The 18,999-nt window shown below is 67.3% G+C and carries 14 protein-coding genes; 12 read left to right on the top strand and 2 right to left on the bottom strand.

The genetic code is table 11. The features are described 5' to 3' along the window. Nucleotides 1-45: 45 nt before the first annotated feature. Nucleotides 46-1,227, bottom strand: coding sequence for a chromate efflux transporter (gene chrA / locus B4L36_RS09300; RefSeq protein WP_292955854.1), 1,182 nt, complete (start codon nt 1,225-1,227; stop codon nt 46-48). 96 nt (nt 1,228-1,323) lie between these two features. Between chrA and B4L36_RS09295 the strand changes: the two genes are divergently transcribed. The 5 genes from B4L36_RS09295 to B4L36_RS09275 all read left to right on the top strand — a co-directional run bounded on the left by B4L36_RS09295 (nt 1,324) and on the right by B4L36_RS09275 (nt 6,251). After that, on the top strand, nt 1,324-2,166 hold the full coding sequence (locus B4L36_RS09295) for an urea carboxylase-associated family protein (RefSeq protein WP_292955851.1): 843 nt from the start codon (nt 1,324-1,326) through the stop codon (nt 2,164-2,166). Nucleotides 2,167-2,294: 128 nt separating this feature from the next. Further along, complete coding sequence (ftsW, locus tag B4L36_RS09290; RefSeq protein ID WP_292955848.1) at nt 2,295-3,458, top strand: putative lipid II flippase FtsW; 1,164 nt, start codon at nt 2,295-2,297, stop codon at nt 3,456-3,458. Then, the gene (locus B4L36_RS09285) at nt 3,458-4,540 is read left to right on the top strand and encodes a UDP-N-acetylglucosamine--N-acetylmuramyl-(pentapeptide) pyrophosphoryl-undecaprenol N-acetylglucosamine transferase (RefSeq protein ID WP_292955845.1); all 1,083 of its coding nucleotides are present in this window, start codon (nt 3,458-3,460) and stop codon (nt 4,538-4,540) included. The genes ftsW and B4L36_RS09285 overlap by 1 nt, the downstream gene beginning before the upstream one ends. Further along, nucleotides 4,540-5,967: a UDP-N-acetylmuramate--L-alanine ligase gene (gene murC, locus B4L36_RS09280; RefSeq protein WP_292955842.1), complete on the top strand. Its 1,428-nt coding sequence runs from the start codon at nt 4,540-4,542 to the stop codon at nt 5,965-5,967. Before B4L36_RS09285 ends, murC begins: the two co-directional genes overlap by 1 nt. After that, a complete protein-coding gene (locus B4L36_RS09275) occupies nt 5,964-6,251 on the top strand; it encodes a DUF2484 family protein (protein ID WP_292955839.1) in 288 nt (95 codons plus the stop codon). The genes murC and B4L36_RS09275 overlap by 4 nt, the downstream gene beginning before the upstream one ends. Before the next feature lie 134 nt (nt 6,252-6,385). Here B4L36_RS09275 and B4L36_RS09270 read toward each other — a convergent pair whose 3' ends face one another. Further along, nucleotides 6,386-7,768, bottom strand: coding sequence for an L-serine ammonia-lyase (locus tag B4L36_RS09270; RefSeq protein ID WP_292955836.1), 1,383 nt, complete (start codon nt 7,766-7,768; stop codon nt 6,386-6,388). 230 nt (nt 7,769-7,998) lie between these two features. Here B4L36_RS09270 and dusB point away from each other — a divergent pair, with 230 nt between their 5' ends. From dusB to B4L36_RS09235, 7 genes are all read left to right on the top strand, one after another. Further along, nucleotides 7,999-9,030 carry a tRNA dihydrouridine synthase DusB gene (dusB, locus tag B4L36_RS09265; protein ID WP_292955833.1) on the top strand — a complete coding sequence of 344 codons (1,032 nt, stop codon included), beginning with the start codon at nt 7,999-8,001 and terminating at the stop codon, nt 9,028-9,030. After that, nucleotides 9,027-10,145 (top strand): two-component system sensor histidine kinase NtrB, encoded by a 1,119-nt coding sequence (locus B4L36_RS09260; protein WP_292955830.1) that lies wholly within the window; start codon nt 9,027-9,029, stop codon nt 10,143-10,145. The genes dusB and B4L36_RS09260 overlap by 4 nt, the downstream gene beginning before the upstream one ends. Nucleotides 10,146-10,156: 11 nt before the next feature. Then, nucleotides 10,157-11,611, top strand: coding sequence for a sigma-54-dependent transcriptional regulator (locus tag B4L36_RS09255; RefSeq protein ID WP_292955827.1), 1,455 nt, complete (start codon nt 10,157-10,159; stop codon nt 11,609-11,611). A gap of 73 nt (nt 11,612-11,684) precedes the next feature. Next, the gene (locus B4L36_RS09250; RefSeq protein WP_292955824.1) at nt 11,685-13,961 is read left to right on the top strand and encodes a sensor histidine kinase NtrY-like; all 2,277 of its coding nucleotides are present in this window, start codon (nt 11,685-11,687) and stop codon (nt 13,959-13,961) included. Beyond that, a complete protein-coding gene (locus tag B4L36_RS09245; protein ID WP_292955821.1) occupies nt 13,958-15,349 on the top strand; it encodes a sigma-54-dependent transcriptional regulator in 1,392 nt (463 codons plus the stop codon). The genes B4L36_RS09250 and B4L36_RS09245 overlap by 4 nt, the downstream gene beginning before the upstream one ends. A gap of 618 nt (nt 15,350-15,967) precedes the next feature. Then, nucleotides 15,968-17,344 carry a Trk system potassium transporter TrkA gene (gene trkA / locus B4L36_RS09240; RefSeq protein ID WP_292955818.1) on the top strand — a complete coding sequence of 459 codons (1,377 nt, stop codon included), beginning with the start codon at nt 15,968-15,970 and terminating at the stop codon, nt 17,342-17,344. 12 nt (nt 17,345-17,356) lie between these two features. Next, nucleotides 17,357-18,985 (top strand): TrkH family potassium uptake protein, encoded by a 1,629-nt coding sequence (locus tag B4L36_RS09235; RefSeq protein ID WP_292955815.1) that lies wholly within the window; start codon nt 17,357-17,359, stop codon nt 18,983-18,985. Nucleotides 18,986-18,999 lie beyond the last annotated feature (14 nt).

Genomic DNA, 18,999 nt, shown 5'->3' with positions numbered 1-18,999 from the left:
TGCCGGCCTGGACTGGCCGGTCCTGACCCCGGCTGATCCGGACCGCTAGAGCGCCAGCGCCATCCCGCCGAGCGCGCCCGTGATCACGACCTGCCAGGCCGGTCGCCGCCACAAGGACAGCATCAGGAACAGGGTCACCGCCAGCGCGAAATCCCCGGATTGCGTGACGCCGCCTGTAAAGACCGGATCATAAAGCGCCGCGCCCAGCACGCCCACGACCGCCGCGTTCGCGCCGGCGCCGGCGTGGCGCGCCCGGTGACTGGCCGAAATCGCCGACCAGAAGGGCAGGGCGGCCGCCATCAGCAGAAATCCCGGCAGGAAGATCGCGATCAGGCCGATGATCGCGCCCGCCGGGCCGCCCGCGATCTGTCCCAGCCAGCCGGCAAAGGTGAAAAGCGGCCCCGGCATGGCCTGCGCCGCGCCATAGCCGGCCAGGAAACTGGCCTCGGGCACCAAGCCGCCCTGCACGGTTCCCGCTTCGAGCAGTGGCAGCACCACATGGCCGCCGCCGAAAACCAATGCCCCCGCGCGGTAAAAGACCTCCGCGATCCGGGCCGGAATGCCCGCACCGACCAGCAGCGGCGAAAGCAGCAGCAAGACCCCGAACAGGATCGCGCACAGCGCCGCGTTGCGCCGCGACGGGCCGCGCAGCGGCTGCTGAGGCTGTGCCTCGGCCAGGCGTGCCACCCGCAGCAGCAGACCCGCAAGCGCACCGCCGGCGATGACCACGACCTGCATCCAGGCGGCGGTCGGCATCGCCGACAGCGACGCCAGCGCGGCCAGCGCGATCCCCGCCCGCGCGCCCGACGGCGCCAGCACGCGCGCCATGCCGAAAACCGCGTGGGCCACGATCGCCACGGCGGTAATCTTCAGCCCGGCAATCAGGCCGCCGGCCAGCCCCTCGTCGGGCGGCGCCGCGCCGACCGTCGCCGCCAGCAGAATCATCGCCAGCGCCGAGGGCAGGGTAAAGGCCAGCGTCGCCGTCAACGCCCCCGTCGCGCCGCCGCGCTGCCAGCCCAGGGCAAAGGCGGTCTGGGACGAGGCGGGACCAGGCAGAAACTGGCTCAGCGCGACGATCTCGGCATAGCGGGCATCAGTGATCCAGTTGCGGCGGAGGACCAGATCCTCGCGGAAATAGGCCAGATGGGCGATGGGGCCGCCGAAACTGGTCAGGCCGAGGCGCAGAAAAGCGCGGGCGATTTCGGGCAGGCGGTGCGAATCGGTCATCGGCGCGATCATAATGGTAACGCGTGGCGGGAAAATGCCTGGTGGATCGTGGCGCTGCCGTGGATGGATCGCGCGTGATGAAGAGGGGGAAAGACGATGCAGGACCAACCCGATGATGCAGGGGCACGCCGCGCCGCGATCCCTGTCGACTGTTATCCCGTCGAGACACTGCCGCAGCCGGATCTGCCCGGCCTTCTGGCCGCGCGAAACGGCTGGCGGCAGGTGGACGAAATCGTGGTCCCGCCTCGTGAGGCGCGCTGTTTCACCGTGCCCGCCGGCCATTTCTTCCGCATCCTCTGCATCGAGGGACCCCAGGTCGGGGATCTGAACCTGTGGTCGGCGGATCTGTCGGAACGCTTCTATTCCGGCAAGACCCGGGCCCTGCATGGCAGCCATCTGAGCACGGGCGACCGGTTGTGGTCCTCGTTCCCAGGCCTGCGGCCGATGGCCACGATCACCGAGGACACGCTGGCCTGGTATGGCATCGACGATTTCGGCGGCAGCGTCCACGATGTGATCGGCACACGCTGCGATCCCTATACGCATAATTTGCTGACGGGCGGGCATTATCATCATTGCTGCCATTCCAACCTGATCCGCGCACTGGCCGGGGCGCGGGGCCTGACGCCGGAACAGGCCGAGGCCCATGTTCACGATGTGCTGAACGTCTTCATGTGCACCGGCTTCGCCCGTGATTCCGGGCGATATTTCATGAAGGCCAGCCCCGTCCGGCCCGGCGATTATCTGGAATTCTTCGCCGAAATCGACCTGCTGGGGGCGCTGTCCGCCTGTCCGGGCGGGGATTGTTCGGCCGAACATTCCTCGGATGCGGCGCGCTGCTATCCGCTTTCGGTGCAGATGTTCCGGCCCGCCCGGACGCCCGCAGGCTGGTCGCCGCCGCCACCGAACGGCTATGACCGCAGCCATGGCGCGCGCTGAGGCGCGTAAATTCAACTTATGCGTGCAAAGGCTGCATTCGGCTGTAGCGCGGGGCGGAAAACCGCGCTATTCTCTGTCTCAGATCCGGGAAAACCGGACGAGGCAGAGGCAGTGACGGCGGTATTCCCATGACCGAGATGGTCTTTGGCACGACCCCCGCGAGGGCGGGGGATCCGATTCTTCCACGCTGGTGGCGGACCCTGGACAGGTGGGCGCTGGCCTGCGTGGTGGGGCTTTTTGCGACAGGCCTTCTTCTGGGGCTGGCGGCATCGGTGCCGCTGGCCGAAAAGAACGACCTGCCGCGATTCTACTATGTCCAGCGCCAGGCGATCTTTGGCGGTCTGGCGCTGCTGGTGATGCTGGTCGTCTCGATGCTGTCGCCGCGGCAGGTCCGGCGGCTGGGCGTGCTTGGCTTCATCGCGGCCTTCGCATTGCTCGGGGCGCTGCCTTTCTTCGGCACCGATTTCGGCAAGGGCGCGACGCGCTGGCTGAGCCTGGGCTTTGTCTCGATCCAGCCGTCCGAGTTCCTGAAGCCGGGCTTCGTCGCGCTCTCGGCCTGGTTCATGGCCGCCAGCCAGGAGGTCGGAGGCCCGCCGGGCCGGTTGTATTCCTTTTTCACGGCGATGGTGGTGGTCCTGCTTCTGGCCCTGCAACCCGATTTCGGGCAGGCCTCGCTGGTGCTGTTTGCCTGGCTGGTGATGTATTTCGTGGCCGGGGCGCCGATGGTGCTTTTGCTGGGCGTTACCGGCATCGCTGGCCTGGGCGGTCTTTTCGCCTATGGGGCTTCGGAACACTTCGCCCGCCGGATCAACGGATTCCTGAACCCCGAGATCGATCCCCGCACGCAGATCGGCTATGCCACCAACGCGATTCAGGAAGGCGGCTTCTTCGGCGTCGGCGTGGGCGAAGGCACCGTCAAGTGGTCGCTGCCCGACGCCCATACCGACTTCATCATCGCGGTGGCGGCCGAGGAATATGGCACGATCATGGTTCTGGCGATCATCCTGCTTTACGCCACCATCGTCAGCCGCTCGCTGTTGCGTCTGCTGCGGGAACGCGATCCCTTCGCCCGCATCGCGGGCACCGGGCTGGCCTGCGCCTTTGGCGTGCAGGCGCTGATCAACATGGGCGTCGCGGTCCGGCTGCTGCCGGCCAAGGGCATGACGCTGCCCTTCGTCAGCTATGGCGGTTCATCGGTGATCGCATCCGGCATCACGATGGGAATGCTGCTGGCGCTGACCCGGGCCCGCCCACAGGGCGAAATGGCCGAGATCCTGCGGCGAGGCCGCTGATGGCCGCACCGCTTGCGCTGATCGCGGCCGGCGGCACGGGCGGGCACATGTTTCCCGCCCAGGCCCTGGCCGAGCTGATGCTGGCCGAGGGCTGGCGCGTCGCATTGTCCACCGACGAACGCGGCGCGCGCTATGCCGGGGCCTTTCCCGACGCGGTCCAGCGCAGCATCGTTCCCGCAGCCACCACGGCGCGCGGGGGCATTCCTGGCAAGCTGACCGCGCCCTTCACGATCGCTGCAGGCATCATGGCCGCGCGCCGCGCCTTTGCCGGCGACCGGCCCTCGGTCGTCATAGGCTTCGGCGGCTATCCGACGATTCCCGCCCTGTCGGCGGCGCTCAGCATGGGGCTGCCGCGCATGATCCACGAACAGAACGGCGTCATGGGCCGCGTGAACCGCCTTTTCGCGGCGCGTGTCCATCGCATCGCCTGCGGTATCTGGCCGACCGCGCTGCCGCGAGGGGTCGCGGGCATCCATACCGGCAATCCGGTCCGCGCCTCGGTCCTGGACCACGCGGCCAGTCCCTATGCCGATCCCGATGAAGGCGGTCTGAACCTCGTGGTCATCGGCGGAAGTCAGGGCGCGCGCGTCCTGTCCGACATGGTTCCCGCCGCCATTGCCGTTTTGCCCGCCGATCTGCGCACCCGGCTGCGCCTAAGCCATCAGGCCCGCTCCGAGGACGCGGATCGGGTCGCCGCCGCCTATGATGCGGCGGGCGTAACGGCGGATGTGCAGCCCTTCTTCGCCGATGTTCCCGAAAGGCTGGCGCGGGCGCAACTGGTCATCAGCCGTGCCGGTGCCTCGTCCATCGCCGACATCACGGTGATCGGCCGGCCCGCCATCCTGATCCCCTTCGCCGCTGCCGCGGGCGACCACCAATCCGCCAATGCGCGGGCCCTGGCCGATGCCGGCGCCGCGCTGCTGCGTGCCGAATCGACGCTTGACCCCGAAACCCTTGCGCGCGACATGCAGGCGATCCTGACCGATCCCGCGCGTGCGCGCGCCATGGCCTCGGCCGCGCTGTCGCTGGCCCGTCCCGATGCCGCGCGCCGCCTTTACGACCTTGTCACGGAGATTGCCTGATGAATGCCGCCACCAAACTGCCCGGTGAACTTGGTCCCATTCACTTCGTGGGCATCGGCGGAATCGGCATGTCGGGGATCGCCGAGGTGCTGATGACGCTGGGCTACCGCGTCCAGGGCAGCGATGCGAAACGCTCGAAGATCACCGACCGCCTGGAAACCCTGGGTGCGACCGTATTCGAAGGGCAGCGCGCCGAAAACCTGGGCGAGGCCGGCGTGGTGGTCATCTCGACCGCGATCAAGAAGGGCAACCCCGAACTGGAAGAGGCCCGCCGCCGCGGCCTGCCGGTCGTCCGCCGGGCCGAGATGCTGGCCGAACTGATGCGGATGAAATCCAACATCTGCATCGCCGGCACCCATGGCAAGACCACCACCACCACCATGGTCGCGACATTGCTGGACGCGGGCAACCTGGACCCGACCGTCATCAATGGCGGCGTCATCCACGCCTATGGCAGCAATGCGCGGGCGGGCGCGGGCGAATGGATGGTGGTCGAGGCCGACGAAAGCGACGGCAGCTTCAATCGCCTGCCCACCGACATCGCCATCATCACCAATATCGACCCCGAACACATGGAACATTGGGGCAGCTTCGATGCGCTGCGGCAGGGCTTTTACAATTTTGCATCCTCGATCCCGTTCTATGGTCTTGCGGTCTGCTGCACCGATCATGCCGAGGTTCAGTCGCTGGTCGGCCGGCTGACCGAACGCCGCGTCGTGACCTTCGGATTCAATGCCCAGGCCGATGTGCGGGCGATGAACCTGACCTATGACAAGGGCATCGCGCATTTCGACATCGCGCTGCAGGGCGAAGGCCCCAACGACAAGGGCGCGGTCGAGATGATCGAGCGCTGCACCTTGCCGATGCCGGGCGACCACAACGTCTCGAACTGCCTCGCCGCCGTCGCCGTGGCGCGCCATCTGGGCATGAAGAAGGCCGAGATCCGCGAGGCGCTGGCGAAATTCGGCGGCGTGGGGCGGCGATTCACCCGTGTGGGCGAGGTCGGCGGCGTCACCATCATCGACGATTACGGCCACCACCCGGTAGAAATCGCGGCGGTGCTGAAAGCCGCCCGCCAGGCGACCGAGGGTCGGGTGATCGCGGTCCACCAGCCGCACCGTTTTTCGCGATTGTCCAGCCTCTTTGACGATTTCTGCACCTGTTTCAACGAGGCCGACGTGGTCGCCATCGCCGATGTCTATGCCGCCGGCGAAGATCCGATCCCCGGCGCCACCCGCGACGATCTGGTGGCCGGATTGATCGCCCATGGTCACCGCCACGCGCGCGCGATCCTGAACGAGGATGATCTGGAACGGCTGGTCCGCGAACAGGCGCGGCCGGGCGATATGGTGGTCTGCCTGGGCGCGGGCACGATCTCGGGCTGGGCCAATGCGCTTCCGGCGCGTCTGCAAGGACGGGCCGCGTGACACTGCTTGCCATCGGTTCGGTCGCGGCGGCGGCCGCCTGGGTTCTCCTGGCCAGCCTGATCCCATACTTGCGCCAAAGGCATCGTTTTGTCGCCTTCTGGACGATGATCGTGCTGGGCGTGCCGGTTCTGGGCTGGCTGACGCTGTATTGGGGTCCGCTCGTCGGTGTGGGGGCCTTTGCCCTTGGACTGTGGTTGTTGCTGCGTCAGCCCCTGCGCGATTGCGGCACCCACGGCCTGCCCGACGCGCGCCACGGCCAGCCGCCGGCCCCGCCCCAGCCCTGACACCGATCGCCCGGGCAACCGGAACGGCGCCGCGGCAGCCCGCGGTCATGCCGGCGCCGGCAGGTCGGGGGCGCGTGCGCGCCGACATGGTCGATCGCCCGGGCTTTCGCGAAGCCGCTGCCGGCAAGCCGGTCTCAGCAGTTCGGCACGTTCACTGCCAGTCCGCCCAGCGAGGTTTCCTTGTATTTCTCGGACATGTCGCGTCCGGTCTGACGCATGGTCTCGATGGCCGCGTCCAGGGGCACGAAATGCGTGCCATCGCCGCGCAGCGACAGGCTGGCCGCGCTGACCGCCTTGATCGCACCCAGGCCGTTGCGTTCGATGCAGGGCACCTGGACCAGCCCCTTCACCGGGTCGCAGGTCATGCCCAGATGATGTTCCAGCGCGATCTCGGCTGCGTTCTCGACCTGGCCAGGGGTGCCACCGAGGACCGCCGCCAGCCCGGCGGCCGCCATTGCCGAGGCGCTGCCGACCTCGGCCTGGCAGCCGCATTCCGCGCCCGAGATCGAGGCATTGTGCTTGATCAAGCCGCCGATCGCCGCTGCGGTCAGCAGGAAATCGGGCAGATCGCGTTCGGTCGCGCCGGGAACATGATCCAGCCAGTAGCGGATCACGGCGGGAACCGTGCCCGCCGCGCCGTTGGTGGGCGCGGTGACGACCTGTCCTCCGGCGGCGTTTTCCTCGTTCACGGCCATGGCATAGGTGGACATCCAGTCATTGATGACGTGCGGCGCGGTCAGGTTCATACCACGTTCCGCCATCAGCTTTTCGTGGATGCCGCGCGCGCGGCGGCGCACGTTCAGCCCGCCCGGCAGGTTTCCCGTGGCCGACAAGCCGCGATCCATGCAGTCGCGCATGACCCGCCAGATCCGGTCCAGCCCCTCGCGCAGTTCGGATTCGCTGCGGAAGGCCAGTTCGTTGGCGCGCTTCATGGCGGCAATGGAAATGCCCGATTTTTCAGCCATGGCCAGCATTTCGGCGGCGCTGGCGAAGGGAAAGGGCACTTTCGACACCGCGTCGCTGCGATCCTCGTTGCCTTTTCGCGCCAGTTCCTCGTCGGTCAGAACGAAGCCGCCGCCGACCGAATAATAGATTCGGTGAAAGATCACATCGCCCTGCGCGTCCCTTGCCGACAGGGTCATGCCGTTGGCGTGGCCGGGCAGCGGCTTGTCATAATCGAATTGCAGATCGCGTTCGGGATCGAAGGCCATCTCGGGCAGGCCGGGCGGCGTCAGGGTCCGGGTTTCGCGGTTGCGGGCCAGCGCGGCCTCGGCCGCCTCGGCCTGCATCGTCGCAGGCTCGAAGCCCGCAAGGCCCAGGATCGTGGCGCGATCCGTGGCATGACCCTTGCCGGTAAAGGCCAGGCTGCCATGCAGGCTGGCCGTCAGCCCGTGGGCGCGGAAGGGCTGGTCGCGCAGCGCGGCCAGAAACCGCGCGGCCGCCACCATCGGCCCCATCGTATGCGACGAGGACGGGCCGACACCCACCTTGAACAGATCGAACACCGACAGAAACATCCCGCCCCCTTGGCCAAGCTGGCCCGATCCAATCACGCGCGACGTCCGATGGCCAGTCAGGATGCGACCCGCAGGGCCCCCGCTTGCGACACCAGCGGTCGCCTGGACCTGCCTTCTAAACGGGCGGAATGCGTATTATGAAGGCAGTTGCGCCGGTGTCGTCTCGGGCGCAAGTGATCATCGCCGCAGCATCCTTGCGACTGCCCCAAGCAAGGTGAAGGAACAACAGAATGCAGCAGCCCGAACCGATCCGCCTTGGCGACACGCGACTGGGACCGCCGGTGTTTCTTGCGCCCATGGCGGGAATCACCGATCTGCCCTTTCGCCGGGCGGTGGCGCGACACGGCGCCGGGCTGATGGTCAGCGAAATGGTCGCCTCGACCGAGATGGTGACACCCCGCCCCTCGACCCGCGCCGCCATCCGCGCCAAGGCGCTGACCGAAGGCGCGCTGCCCGTCAGCGTCCAGATCGCCGGCCGCGAGGCAGGCCCCATGGCCGAGACCGCGCGCATCGTCGAGGGAATGGGCGCGGCCATCATCGACATCAACATGGGCTGCCCGGCCAAGAAGGTGACCGGCGGGCTTTCGGGCGCGGCGCTGATGCGCGATCCGGATCATGCGCTGACCCTGATCGAAGCGGTGGTGCGCGCGGTGTCGGTGCCGGTAACGCTGAAGATGCGGCTGGGCTGGGACGAGGATTGCCTGAATGCGGCCGAATTGTCGCGTCGCGCATCCGATGCGGGGGTCCGGATGCTGACCGTTCACGGCCGGACGCGGACGCAGTTCTACAAGGGCCGCGCGGATTGGGCGCGAATCCGCGCCGTGGCCGACATCGCGGGCCGCCCGCCACTGGTCGCCAATGGCGATGTGGTGGATGCGGCCAGCGCGCGGGCGGCGCTGGCGGCCTCGGGGGCCGAGGCGGTGATGGTCGGTCGCGGGGCGCAGGGCGCGCCCTGGCGGCTGGCGCGGATCGCGCACGAGCTTTGGGGCACGCCCGCGCCGCAAATCCCGCAAGGCCCGGCCCTGGCCGACGCGGTCGAACATCATTATCACGATATCCTGGACTTCTACGGGGCCGAGCTGGGTCTGCGCGTCGCGCGCAAGCATCTGGGCTGGTATGCCGAGGCCGCAAGTGCACCGCTGCGGGCCGAGATGCTGCGCGCAGACAGCCCGGCCGCCGCCACGGCGCTGATCCGCCGCGCCTTTGCCGAGGCCGTGCCCGACGGCGGATCCGCGTCCTTTCGCGGGGACCGCGCCGCATGACCAGCCCGCGCCCGGCCGATTTCCGCGAGGCCGCGCCGGGGCCGGGATGGATGGTCATGCCTCTGCCGGCGCTGATCCTGGACGCCAAGGGCCGGGTGGCGGCAATGAACGATTCGGCCGAGATCTGGCTCAACGTCTCGCGCAATTCGACCATCGGCAAGGCGCTGGAGGGTGAATCGATGGGCAAGCGGGTGCGCATCCGCCCCTCGCTCAGGGCGCTGATCGGTCGGGTGCTGCGGGGCGACGAGGCGCTGTATCACGCCGATGTGCTGTTCGAGATCGGCGATCGTGCGGGTGGGCATCAGGATCGCCGCGCCGCCGTCCATGCCGCGCCGGCGGGCGAGGCCGGCGGCGCCGTCATGCTGCTGCTTGTGCCGCTGGACGACCATGGAATGCAGTATCAGAACCGCGCCGTGCGCACCGCCGCACGCAGCGCCATCGGCATGTCCGAGATGCTGGCCCACGAGATCAAGAATCCGCTGGCAGGCATCCGGGGCGCGGCGCAGATCATGGGCATGAACGCCTCGGCCGAGGATCGCGAGATGGCCGAGATGATCGTCAGCGAGACCCGCCGCATCGCGGCCCTGCTGGAACAGGTGGAACGGTTCGGCGATACCTCGCCGCCCGAACTGCGGCCGGTCAACATCCACGACGTGCTGGAAAAGGTGCGCCGCTCGGCCCAGGTGGGCTTTGGCAGGCGGGTACAGATCGTGGCCGATTACGACCCGTCGCTGCCGCCCGCCCTGGCCGATCCCGACCAGCTGACGCAGGTCTGTCTGAACCTCGTCAAGAACGCGGCCGAGGCGTTGAAAGGCACCGAATTGCCGGTGATAAGGCTGCACAGCCATTATGACCATATTTTGCGCCTGCCACCCGATGAAGCCGACCCGACGGGTCGGCCGCTGCCCCTGCAGATCGCGATCGAGGATAACGGACCCGGACTGCCCTTGGCGATCGCCGATCAGATCTTCGAGCCTTTCGTCTCGGGCCGCGAGAACGGCACCGGACTTGGCCTGGCGCTGGTCAGCAAGATCATCACCGACCACGGCGCGCTGATCCGCGTGGACAGCCGCCCCGGCCGCACCGTATTCCGCATCTCGCTTCCCAAGGCATAAGGACCGACGCCATGGACGGAACCGTTCTGATCGCCGACGACGACCGCACCATCCGCACGGTGCTGACCCAGGCGCTGACCCGCGCGGGCTGCCGGGTTCACGCGACCGGCAGCCTGGCGCAATTGTCGAAATGGGTCGAGGAGGGGCGCGGCGATCTGGTCATCACCGACGTGATGATGCCCGATGGCAACGGCATCGACCGCATCCCCGCCATCCGGCAGGCGCGGCCCGATCTGCCGGTGATCGTGATCTCGGCCCAGAACACCATCGTCACCGCGATCCGTGCGACCGAGGCCGAGGCGTTCGAATATCTGCCCAAGCCCTTCGATCTGCCCGACCTGATGAGCAAGGCGAACCTTGCCCTGTCACGCCGCCCGCGCAAATCGGAACCCGCACCCGAACCTGACCCCGCGCCGCGCCAGGGCGCCGATCCGGCGATGCCGCTGATCGGTCATGCGCCCGCCATGCAAAACCTGTTCCGCATGGTCGCGCGCATCCTGAACGCCGATCTGCCGGTCCTGATCGCGGGCGAGCCGGGCGTCGGCAAGACCACCATCGCGCGGTCCTTTCACGACCTGTCGGACCGGCGCGGCCGGGGGCTGGCGGTGCTGACCTCGGCCGATGCCGGACCAGAGGCGATTGGCCGCGCCTCCGAGAAGGCGCGCGGAGGCTCGATCGTGATCGAGAACCCGGCAGGCTTCGATCAGGGCGCGCAGGCCCGTCTGATCGGGCTGATCGAGGCGATGGAAACCGGCCCCGATCGGGCGCAGGCTCCGCGCATCGTGGCCACGACCGGCCCTGATCCGCAGACCGATGTGGCATCGGGACGACTGCGATCGGATCTCTATTACCGGCTTGCCGGCGTCACCGTCTCGGTGCCTCCGCTGCGCGCACGGGTCGATGACATCCTGCCGCTGGCCGCGCATCTGCTGGCACGCGCCGCGGCCCAGGGCCTGCCCGAACGCAGCCTTTCCGACGAGGCGGCGGCGGCCCTGCGCGCCCATCCCTTCCCCGGCAATGTCCGCGAGCTGGAAAACATGATGCGCAGGCTGGCCCTGATCGCCGCCGGCCCGGTCGTCACCGCCGTCGAAATGCGCGAGGCGCTGAACCAGCAGGGGGGCGGCGCAGGCATGGCCTCTGTCGCGACCGAAACCGCCGCGCTCCGCGACGGCGCGCCGGGCACTGCCGCCGCGGTTCCGCTGCCGCCGGGCAATGCGCGGCTGTCGGATTCGGTCGAGGCGCATCTGCAACGCTATTTCGATCTGCACGGCGACGCGCTGCCGCCGCCGGGTCTGTATGACCGCATCCTGCGCGAGATCGAGCGTCCGTTGCTTCAGGTCGCGCTGGATGCGACGGGGGGAAATCAGCTGAGATGCGCCGATCTTCTGGGCATCAACCGCAATACGCTGCGCAAGAAGCTGACCGAGTTGAATATCGAGGTGACACGGCGCCGCAAACTGATGTAAAACCGCCACAGGGTGCCGCGCCGCAGTTACGGCCCGGCAACAGCAAAGCCGCGAGAGACGGCGAGTGGGGGTTATGGCAGGGTCCGCATCAGGGCTGAGCTGGGACAGGTTGGCGCGCATCCGCTTGCCGCGGCAATGGCGTGGTTTCCTGACCTGGTCCGTTCTCGGGCTGGGCGCGGTGCTGGCCGTGGCAACGATGACCGTGCTTGGTCCATTCAGCCAGGGCGCGGCCAGCCGGATGCTGCGGCTGATCCTGCTGCTGGATCTTGTCTATCTGATCGTTCTTCTGGGTCTTGTCGTGCTGCGCATGGCACGGCTGATCGCGGCCAGGCGGGCTTCGGCGGCAGGATCCCGTCTTCATGCGCGGCTGGTGGCGATCTTCGCGGGTCTGGCGCTGGTGCCGACGGTGCTGGTCGCGCTGTTCGCGGGTTTTCTGGTCAATATCGGTCTCGAGGGCTGGTTCTCGGGGCGGGTGCAGCAGGTGGTGACGACCTCGCAGGCCGCGGCCGAGGCCTATCAGGAAGAACATCGTCGCGATCTGACCGAGGACGCGCGCGCGCTGGCCGGGGTGCTGACGCAGGCCGGACGTGTCAATCCGATGATCGAGGATGCCGAGATGCGGCAATTGCTGGTCCAGGGCCAGGCCCTGATCCAGCGCGGGCTGCGCGAGGCCTATATCATCAACGGCGCGGGCGAGATCCGCGCGCGCGGCGAACGCAGCTATCTGTTCTGGTACGAACAGCCGACCGCGGAGGATCTGGATCGCGCGCAGCGCGACGGGCTGGTGCTGCTGGAGGACTGGAAGAACAACGAATTCCGCGCGCTGGTGGCGCTGCCGCCGCTGGTTGACCGCTATCTCTATGTCACGCGGGACGTGGACGGCAACCTTCTGGGATTGCTTGACGATACCCGCGCGACGGTGGGCGATTACCGCCAACTGGAACAGACGCGCGGGCAGGTTCTGTTCGAATTCTCGCTGGTCTATCTGGGCTTCGCGCTGCTGCTGGTCGCGGCCGCGATCTGGATGGGGCTGTGGTTCGCCAGCCGCCTGTCGCGGCCCATCGGCGCGCTGGCCCTGGCCAGCGAACGGGTCGGGCGCGGCGATCTGGACGTCCAGGTGCCCGAGCCCGATACCGGCGACGAGATCCAGACCCTGGGCGAAAGCTTCAACCGCATGACCCGGCAATTGAAGGCGCAGCGGCAGGAACTGGTGGACAGCTATCGGGCCAGCGACGATCAGCGTCGGCTTTTCGACAATGTGCTGACTTCGGTCACTTCCGGGGTGATCGGACTGGACGCGGCGGGCGAGATCGATTTCGTCAACCGCTCGGCCACGCGGTTGCTGGGGCTGGATCCCGGCGGCGACATCGACGCGCTCTTGTCCGAGGCGGTGCCGGAATTCGCGCCGCTGTTCGACCGGTTGTCGGCATCGGTGGCCGAGGCCGTGCAGGACGAGGTCCGGCTGGCGCGCGAGGGGCGCATCGAAAGCCTGCTGGTCCGCATGGCGGTGCGGCGCGGAGCCGACGGCAATCTGGAAGGCTATGTCGTGGCCTTCGATGACGTGACTGAACTGGTCAGCGCGCAGCGCATGGCCGCCTGGGGTGACGTGGCCCGGCGCGTGGCCCACGAGATCAAGAACCCGCTGACCCCGATCCAGCTTTCGGCCGAACGCCTGCGGCGCAAGTTCACACCGCTCGCGGCCCCCGAGGACAAGGCCGCGCTGGATCAGTATGTCGAGGTGATCATCCGCCAGACCAGCGATCTGCGCCGGATCGTGGACGAATTCAGCCGCTTCGCGCGGATGCCCGAACCAGACCGGGCGGAGACGGATCTGGCGGCGCTTCTGCGCGAGGTCGTGCTGCTGCAGCAGGACGCGCTTGGCGGCGCACTGGAGGTCAGCATCCCCGATCAGCCGGTGGTCGTGGATTGCGATCCCGGAATGTTGCGTCAGGCGCTGACGAATCTTCTGAAGAATGCCGGCGAGGCGGTCGAGGAACGCGCAACGACCGCGCCCCGGGGCTGGACCGCGCATATCGCGGTCACCTTGCGCGCCGATGCCGACATGGTTGCGATCGCGATCGCCGATAACGGCCCCGGCCTGCCCGCCGATCGGTCGCGCCTGTTCGAACCCTATGTGACGCTGAAGGCGCAGGGAACCGGGCTTGGCCTGCCCATCGTGAAGAAGATCGTCGAGGAACATGGCGGCAGCCTGTCGCTGACGGATGCGCCCGATCATCCGGGCGCGGTTGCCGAAATCCGGCTGCCGCGCGAACGGCACCCGGTTCGCGGCACGGGGCGCAAGGGCCGCGACAAGGAAACCAGAGAAACTGACGAGGCGGGAACGATATGAGCGACATTCTGATCGTCGACGACGAACGCGACATTCGCGAACTGATCGCGGACATCCTGAGGGACGAGGGCTTCGAGACACGTCTCGCGGCAAATTCAGACGAGGCCGTCGGCGCGCTGAACGCCGCCGAACCCGCGCTGATGATCCTCGATATCTGGCTCAAGGACAGCCGGATGGACGGGATCGACATCCTGAAACAGGTCCGGCGCAACAACCCGGACGTGCCGGTCATCATCATCTCGGGACACGGCAATATCGAGATCGCGGTGGCCGCGATCCGGCAGGGCGCCTATGATTTCATCGAGAAGCCGTTCAACATCGACCAGTTGATGGTGGTCATCAACCGGGCCATGGAAACCAGCCGCCTCCGGCGCGAGAACAGCAGCCTGCGCCGGGGCGGCGACCGGACCGCCGAGATGCTGGGCCAATCCGCGTCCTTCAAACGTCTGCGCGACAATCTGGACAAGGTCGCCAGATCGAACGGACGGGTGATGCTGTCGGGCGAGCCGGGAACGGGCAAGGAAATCTCGGCCCGCTATATCCATGCCCACAGTCCGCGCGCCAATGCGGCCTTCATCACCGTTCCTTGCGCCACGATCGAACCAGACCGGATGGAAGAGGTTCTGTTCGGCCGCGAAACGCCCGACCGCGGGATCGAGCCGGGCCTTCTGGAACAGGCCCATGGCGGGGTGATCTATTTCGACGAGGTCGGCGACATGCCGCTGGGCACCCAGTCCAAGATCTTGCGGGTGCTGACGGAACAGCAATTCGCACGGTCGGGCGGGTCCGACAAGGTGCGGGTCGACCTGCGGGTGATTTCCTCGACCAACCGCGATCTGCCTGTCGAGATCGAGGCCGGCCGCTTTCGGCAAGAGCTTTACGACAGGCTGAACGTGGTGCCGGTCGCGGTGCCGTCGCTGGCCGAACGACGCGACGACATCGCGCTGCTGGCCCGTGCCTTCATCGAACAATGCCACAAGACGCAGGGCCTGACCCCGCGCGATCTGCCCGAGGATACGGTCGCGGCGCTGCAATCGATGCGATGGCCGGGCAATATCCGCCAGTTGCGCAACGTCATCGAACGGGTTCTGATCCTTGCCGAGGGCAGCGGTCCGATCCAGCCCTCGGAACTGGAGCCGCAGGGGGCTACGCCCGACAACAGCGACGCGCTGAGCCTTGGTCCGCAGATCACCGCCATGCCGCTGCGCGAGGCGCGCGAGATGTTTGAACGGGAATATCTTCTGGCCCAGATCAACCGCTTTGGCGGCAATATCAGCCGCACCGCGCAATTCGTGGGAATGGAGCGCAGCGCCCTGCACCGCAAGCTGAAATCGCTGGGCGTGGTCGGCGGAATGCGCGCCGAGGACGAGGTCATGACGGGCAAATAGGTGCCGCGGTCAAGCGCGAGAAACGGCGCGGGCCTGACGGGCCTTTGCGGGCTGTTCTGCGAGAAGGGAAAGAACGACGACAGGAAACGCGGTCGATGGCACGCTGCCAAACATCGCCATCGACCGCGCCCAAGTCAGCCCGACGGGAAATGGCGTTCTGGGGAAGCAAACATGATGCGGCGCGATGTCCGTCCCAGGGAGCAGACGAAACCGTGGTCGGACAAGGTTGGCATTCTCCATCTCCTTATCGATGTCGGGCGGCTCGGTCCGGAACGCCGTTTCGGCGTTCGGCAACACGATCCGCTTCGTCGCCTGCCCCCGGCAAGGGGTCGGCTGTCAGCGGCCGGGTGCCTGCGCTGAAGCGGCTGAATTCGCCGCCGGATCGTCCCGAGGTCAGCATCTTTGCAACGCGGCCCACGTTGCAGGTTCTCAGACAAGTCATGGTTAATGCAGCAGAGAGGCCAAGACAAGAAAGACTCGACATTTTGGCAACTTTTGGTTGCATTTTGCAGACCCTGCAAGCCCACGCCACGCCCGGCGGCGAAGGGAAGGTTGCACCGCGCCTGCGGCGGGCTTAGGCAGGTGTGCGGCGCTTTTGCGACGGCTTGAGGAACGGGCATGAAGATCATCATCTGCGGGGCAGGGCAGGTCGGCTGGCAGATCGCGCGGCATCTTTCCGGCGAACGCAACGATGTCACCGTGATCGACAATAACGGCGAACTGATCCGGCGCGCGACCGATGCGCTGGATGTCCAGGGCGTCACCGGATTTGCCAGCCATCCCGACGTGCTGGATCGCGCCGGCGCGCGCGACGCCGACCTGATCATCGCCGCGACCCATTCGGACGAGGTGAACATGGTCACCTGCCAGGTCGCCCATTCGGTCTTTCAGGTTCCGCGCAAGATCGCCCGGCTGCGTTCGGGTGCCTATCTGGATGCGATCTATTCCGATCTCTACCGCACCGATCATCTGCCCATTGATGTCGTCATCAGCCCCGAACGCGAGGTCGCCAAGGCCGCGCTGCAACGGTTGTCGGCGCCCTCGACCTTCGATGTCGAGACCTTCATGAGCGGCAAGATCCAGCTTCTGGGCATTGTCCTGGAAGAGGATTGTCCGGCGCTGAACACGCCTTTGCGCCAGTTGAACGAGATCTTTTCCAGCCTGCGCGCCATCGTCACCGGGGTCCGCCGGGGCGGGCGGCTGTTCACGCCGGATCCGGGCGACCAGCTTTTCGCGGGCGATCAGGTCTATATCTTCAGCCATTTCGAGGATGTCGCGCGGACGCTGGAAATCTTCGGAAAGCCGCCACAGAAGCAGGAAAGGGTCGCCATCATCGGCGCGGGCAATGTCGGGCTTGCCGTGGCCCGGACGCTTGAGGCGCGGCCGGGCCGGATCCGCGCCAAGCTGATCGAACATGACCGCGCACGGGCCGAATACGCTGCCGACCGGCTGGAACGGACCATCGTGCTGAACGGCGACGGGCTGTCGGCGGAATTGCTGGAAGAGGCGTCGGTGCCCGTGGCCGACGCGGTTCTGGCGGTGACCGATGACGACAAGACCAACATCCTGGCGGCCGTCCGGGCCAAGCAGGCCGGCGCGAAGATGGTGATATCGCTGATCAACGACCCGACGCTGGTGTCCCTGATGGGCGCGCTGGACATCGACGCCTATATCAATCCCCGCGCGACCACCGTCTCGACCATCTTGCGCCATATTCGCCACGGCCGGGTGCGCGACATCTATTCCATCGGCGATGCCGAGGCCGAGGTGATGGAGGCGCAGGTTTTGTCCACAAGCCCGATGTCCGGCCGCGCCATCCGCGATATCGACTTTCCCGAGGGCGCGCTGATCGGCGCGGTGCAGAAGGGCGACCGGATCCTGAAGCCGTCCCCGGACACCCGCATCGAAGAAGGCGACATCGTGCTGATCTTCGCCCTGACCCATGACGTGCCCGAGGTCGAGCGCCTGTTGCAGGTCTCGATCGACTTCTTCTGAGGCGCGAGGCGAATGAACCTGATCCTGCGCCTGCCGCTGCTGATCCTGCTATCCGTCCTGTCGGGGCTGGCGATGCTGGTTCCGGCCATCTATGCCTCGGTCATCAATCAGGACGCGATCGCGCGCAACTTTCTCTACGCGGCGCTTCTGGTCCTGATCGTGACCGGGATGATCGCGCTGGCCACATCGGCCAACCGCCGCAGGCCGCGTTCGCGCGACACGCTGCTGTCGATGCTGGCGGTGATGGGACTGATGCCGCTGATCCTGGCCATCCCCCTGGCCGAAAGCCTGCCCGATACCGGTCTGTTCAATGCCTGGTGGGAGATGGTGTCGGCGCTGACCACGACCGGCGCCTCGCTTTATTCCGCCGATCTTCTGCCGATGCCGCTGCATCTGTGGCGGGCGATGGTCGGCTGGATGGGCGGCTTCTTCATGCTGGTCGCCGCCATCGCCATTCTGGCACCGCTGCGGGTCGGCGGGTTCGAGATCATGTCCACGCCCTATGGCCGCAGCGAGGATTTCGAACAGCTGCCCCGATCGTCGGATCCGCGCGTGCGGCAACCGCATCTGTCCTCGCCGATCTTCCACACGGAACTGGCCGATCCTGCCTACCGGCTGGTCCGCGCCGCGATGCAGGTCTTTCCTGTCTATGCCGGCCTGACACTGGCCCTTTGGATGATCCTGCTGCTGCTGGGCGACAGCTCGATCCTGGCGCTGACGCGCGCGATGGGCACGCTGTCGACCAGCGGGATCACCCCGGTCATCGGTCCCTCCGGCGAACGTTCGGGCATCGCCGGCGAGATGGCGGTGTTCCTGTTCCTGATCCCCGCCCTGTCGCGGCGCTTCTGGCCGGGGGGCGGCGAATTGCGCGCCACCCGCCGGCTGATCGAGGATCCCGAGCTGAAGATGGCGGTGGGCCTGATCGCGCTGGTCGCGGCGGCCCTGTTTCTGCGCCATTTCATCGGCGCGATCGAGGCCGGTGTGGGCAACGACCCGGCGCTGCCCAGCCTGATTGATCTGCGCAACGGGCTGGCCGCCTTCTGGGGCGGCATGTTCAACGCGCTCAGCTACCTGACCACGACCGGCTGGAATTCGGTCGACTGGCAGGGATCGCGGGCCTGGTCGGGCCTGTCCTCGCCGGGCCTGATCCTTGCCGGGCTGGCGCTGATGGGGGGTGGCGTCGCGACGACGGCGGGCGGGGTCAAGCTGTTGCGCGTCTATTCACTGGCCCGCCACGGCGAACGGGAACTGGAACGCATCATCCATCCCTCATCGGTTTCGGGCGGCGGGCGGATCGCGCGTCGGCTACGGCGCGAAGGCGCCTATCTGGCGTTCATCTTCTTCATGCTCTTTGCCAGTTCCATCGCGGTGACGGTCGCGCTTGTCTCGATCCAGCAGATCGAGTTCGAGACCGCGACGATCCTGTCGATCGCGGCGCTGACCAATACCGGGCCACTGGCCGGCGCGATCCCGCTGACGCCCGCCTTCGAGGCCAGCGCCGGCATCGCCTCGGCCCCGTGGGAGGGCTGGTCGGGCCTGCCCGCGATGACCAAGATCGTGCTGGCCTGCGCCATGGTCGTCGGCCGACTGGAAATTCTGGCCATTCTGGCGCTGTTCTCGCCCGAATTCTGGCGGCGCTGAAGCGGGGTGGCGAT

Origin of the sequence: Paracoccus sp. UBA889 (assembly GCA_002294185.1) — a bacterium.
Lineage (GTDB): Bacteria > Pseudomonadota > Alphaproteobacteria > Rhodobacterales > Rhodobacteraceae > Paracoccus.
Note: the sequence above shows the minus strand (reverse complement) of the source record. Positions and strands in the feature narration are given on the sequence as shown.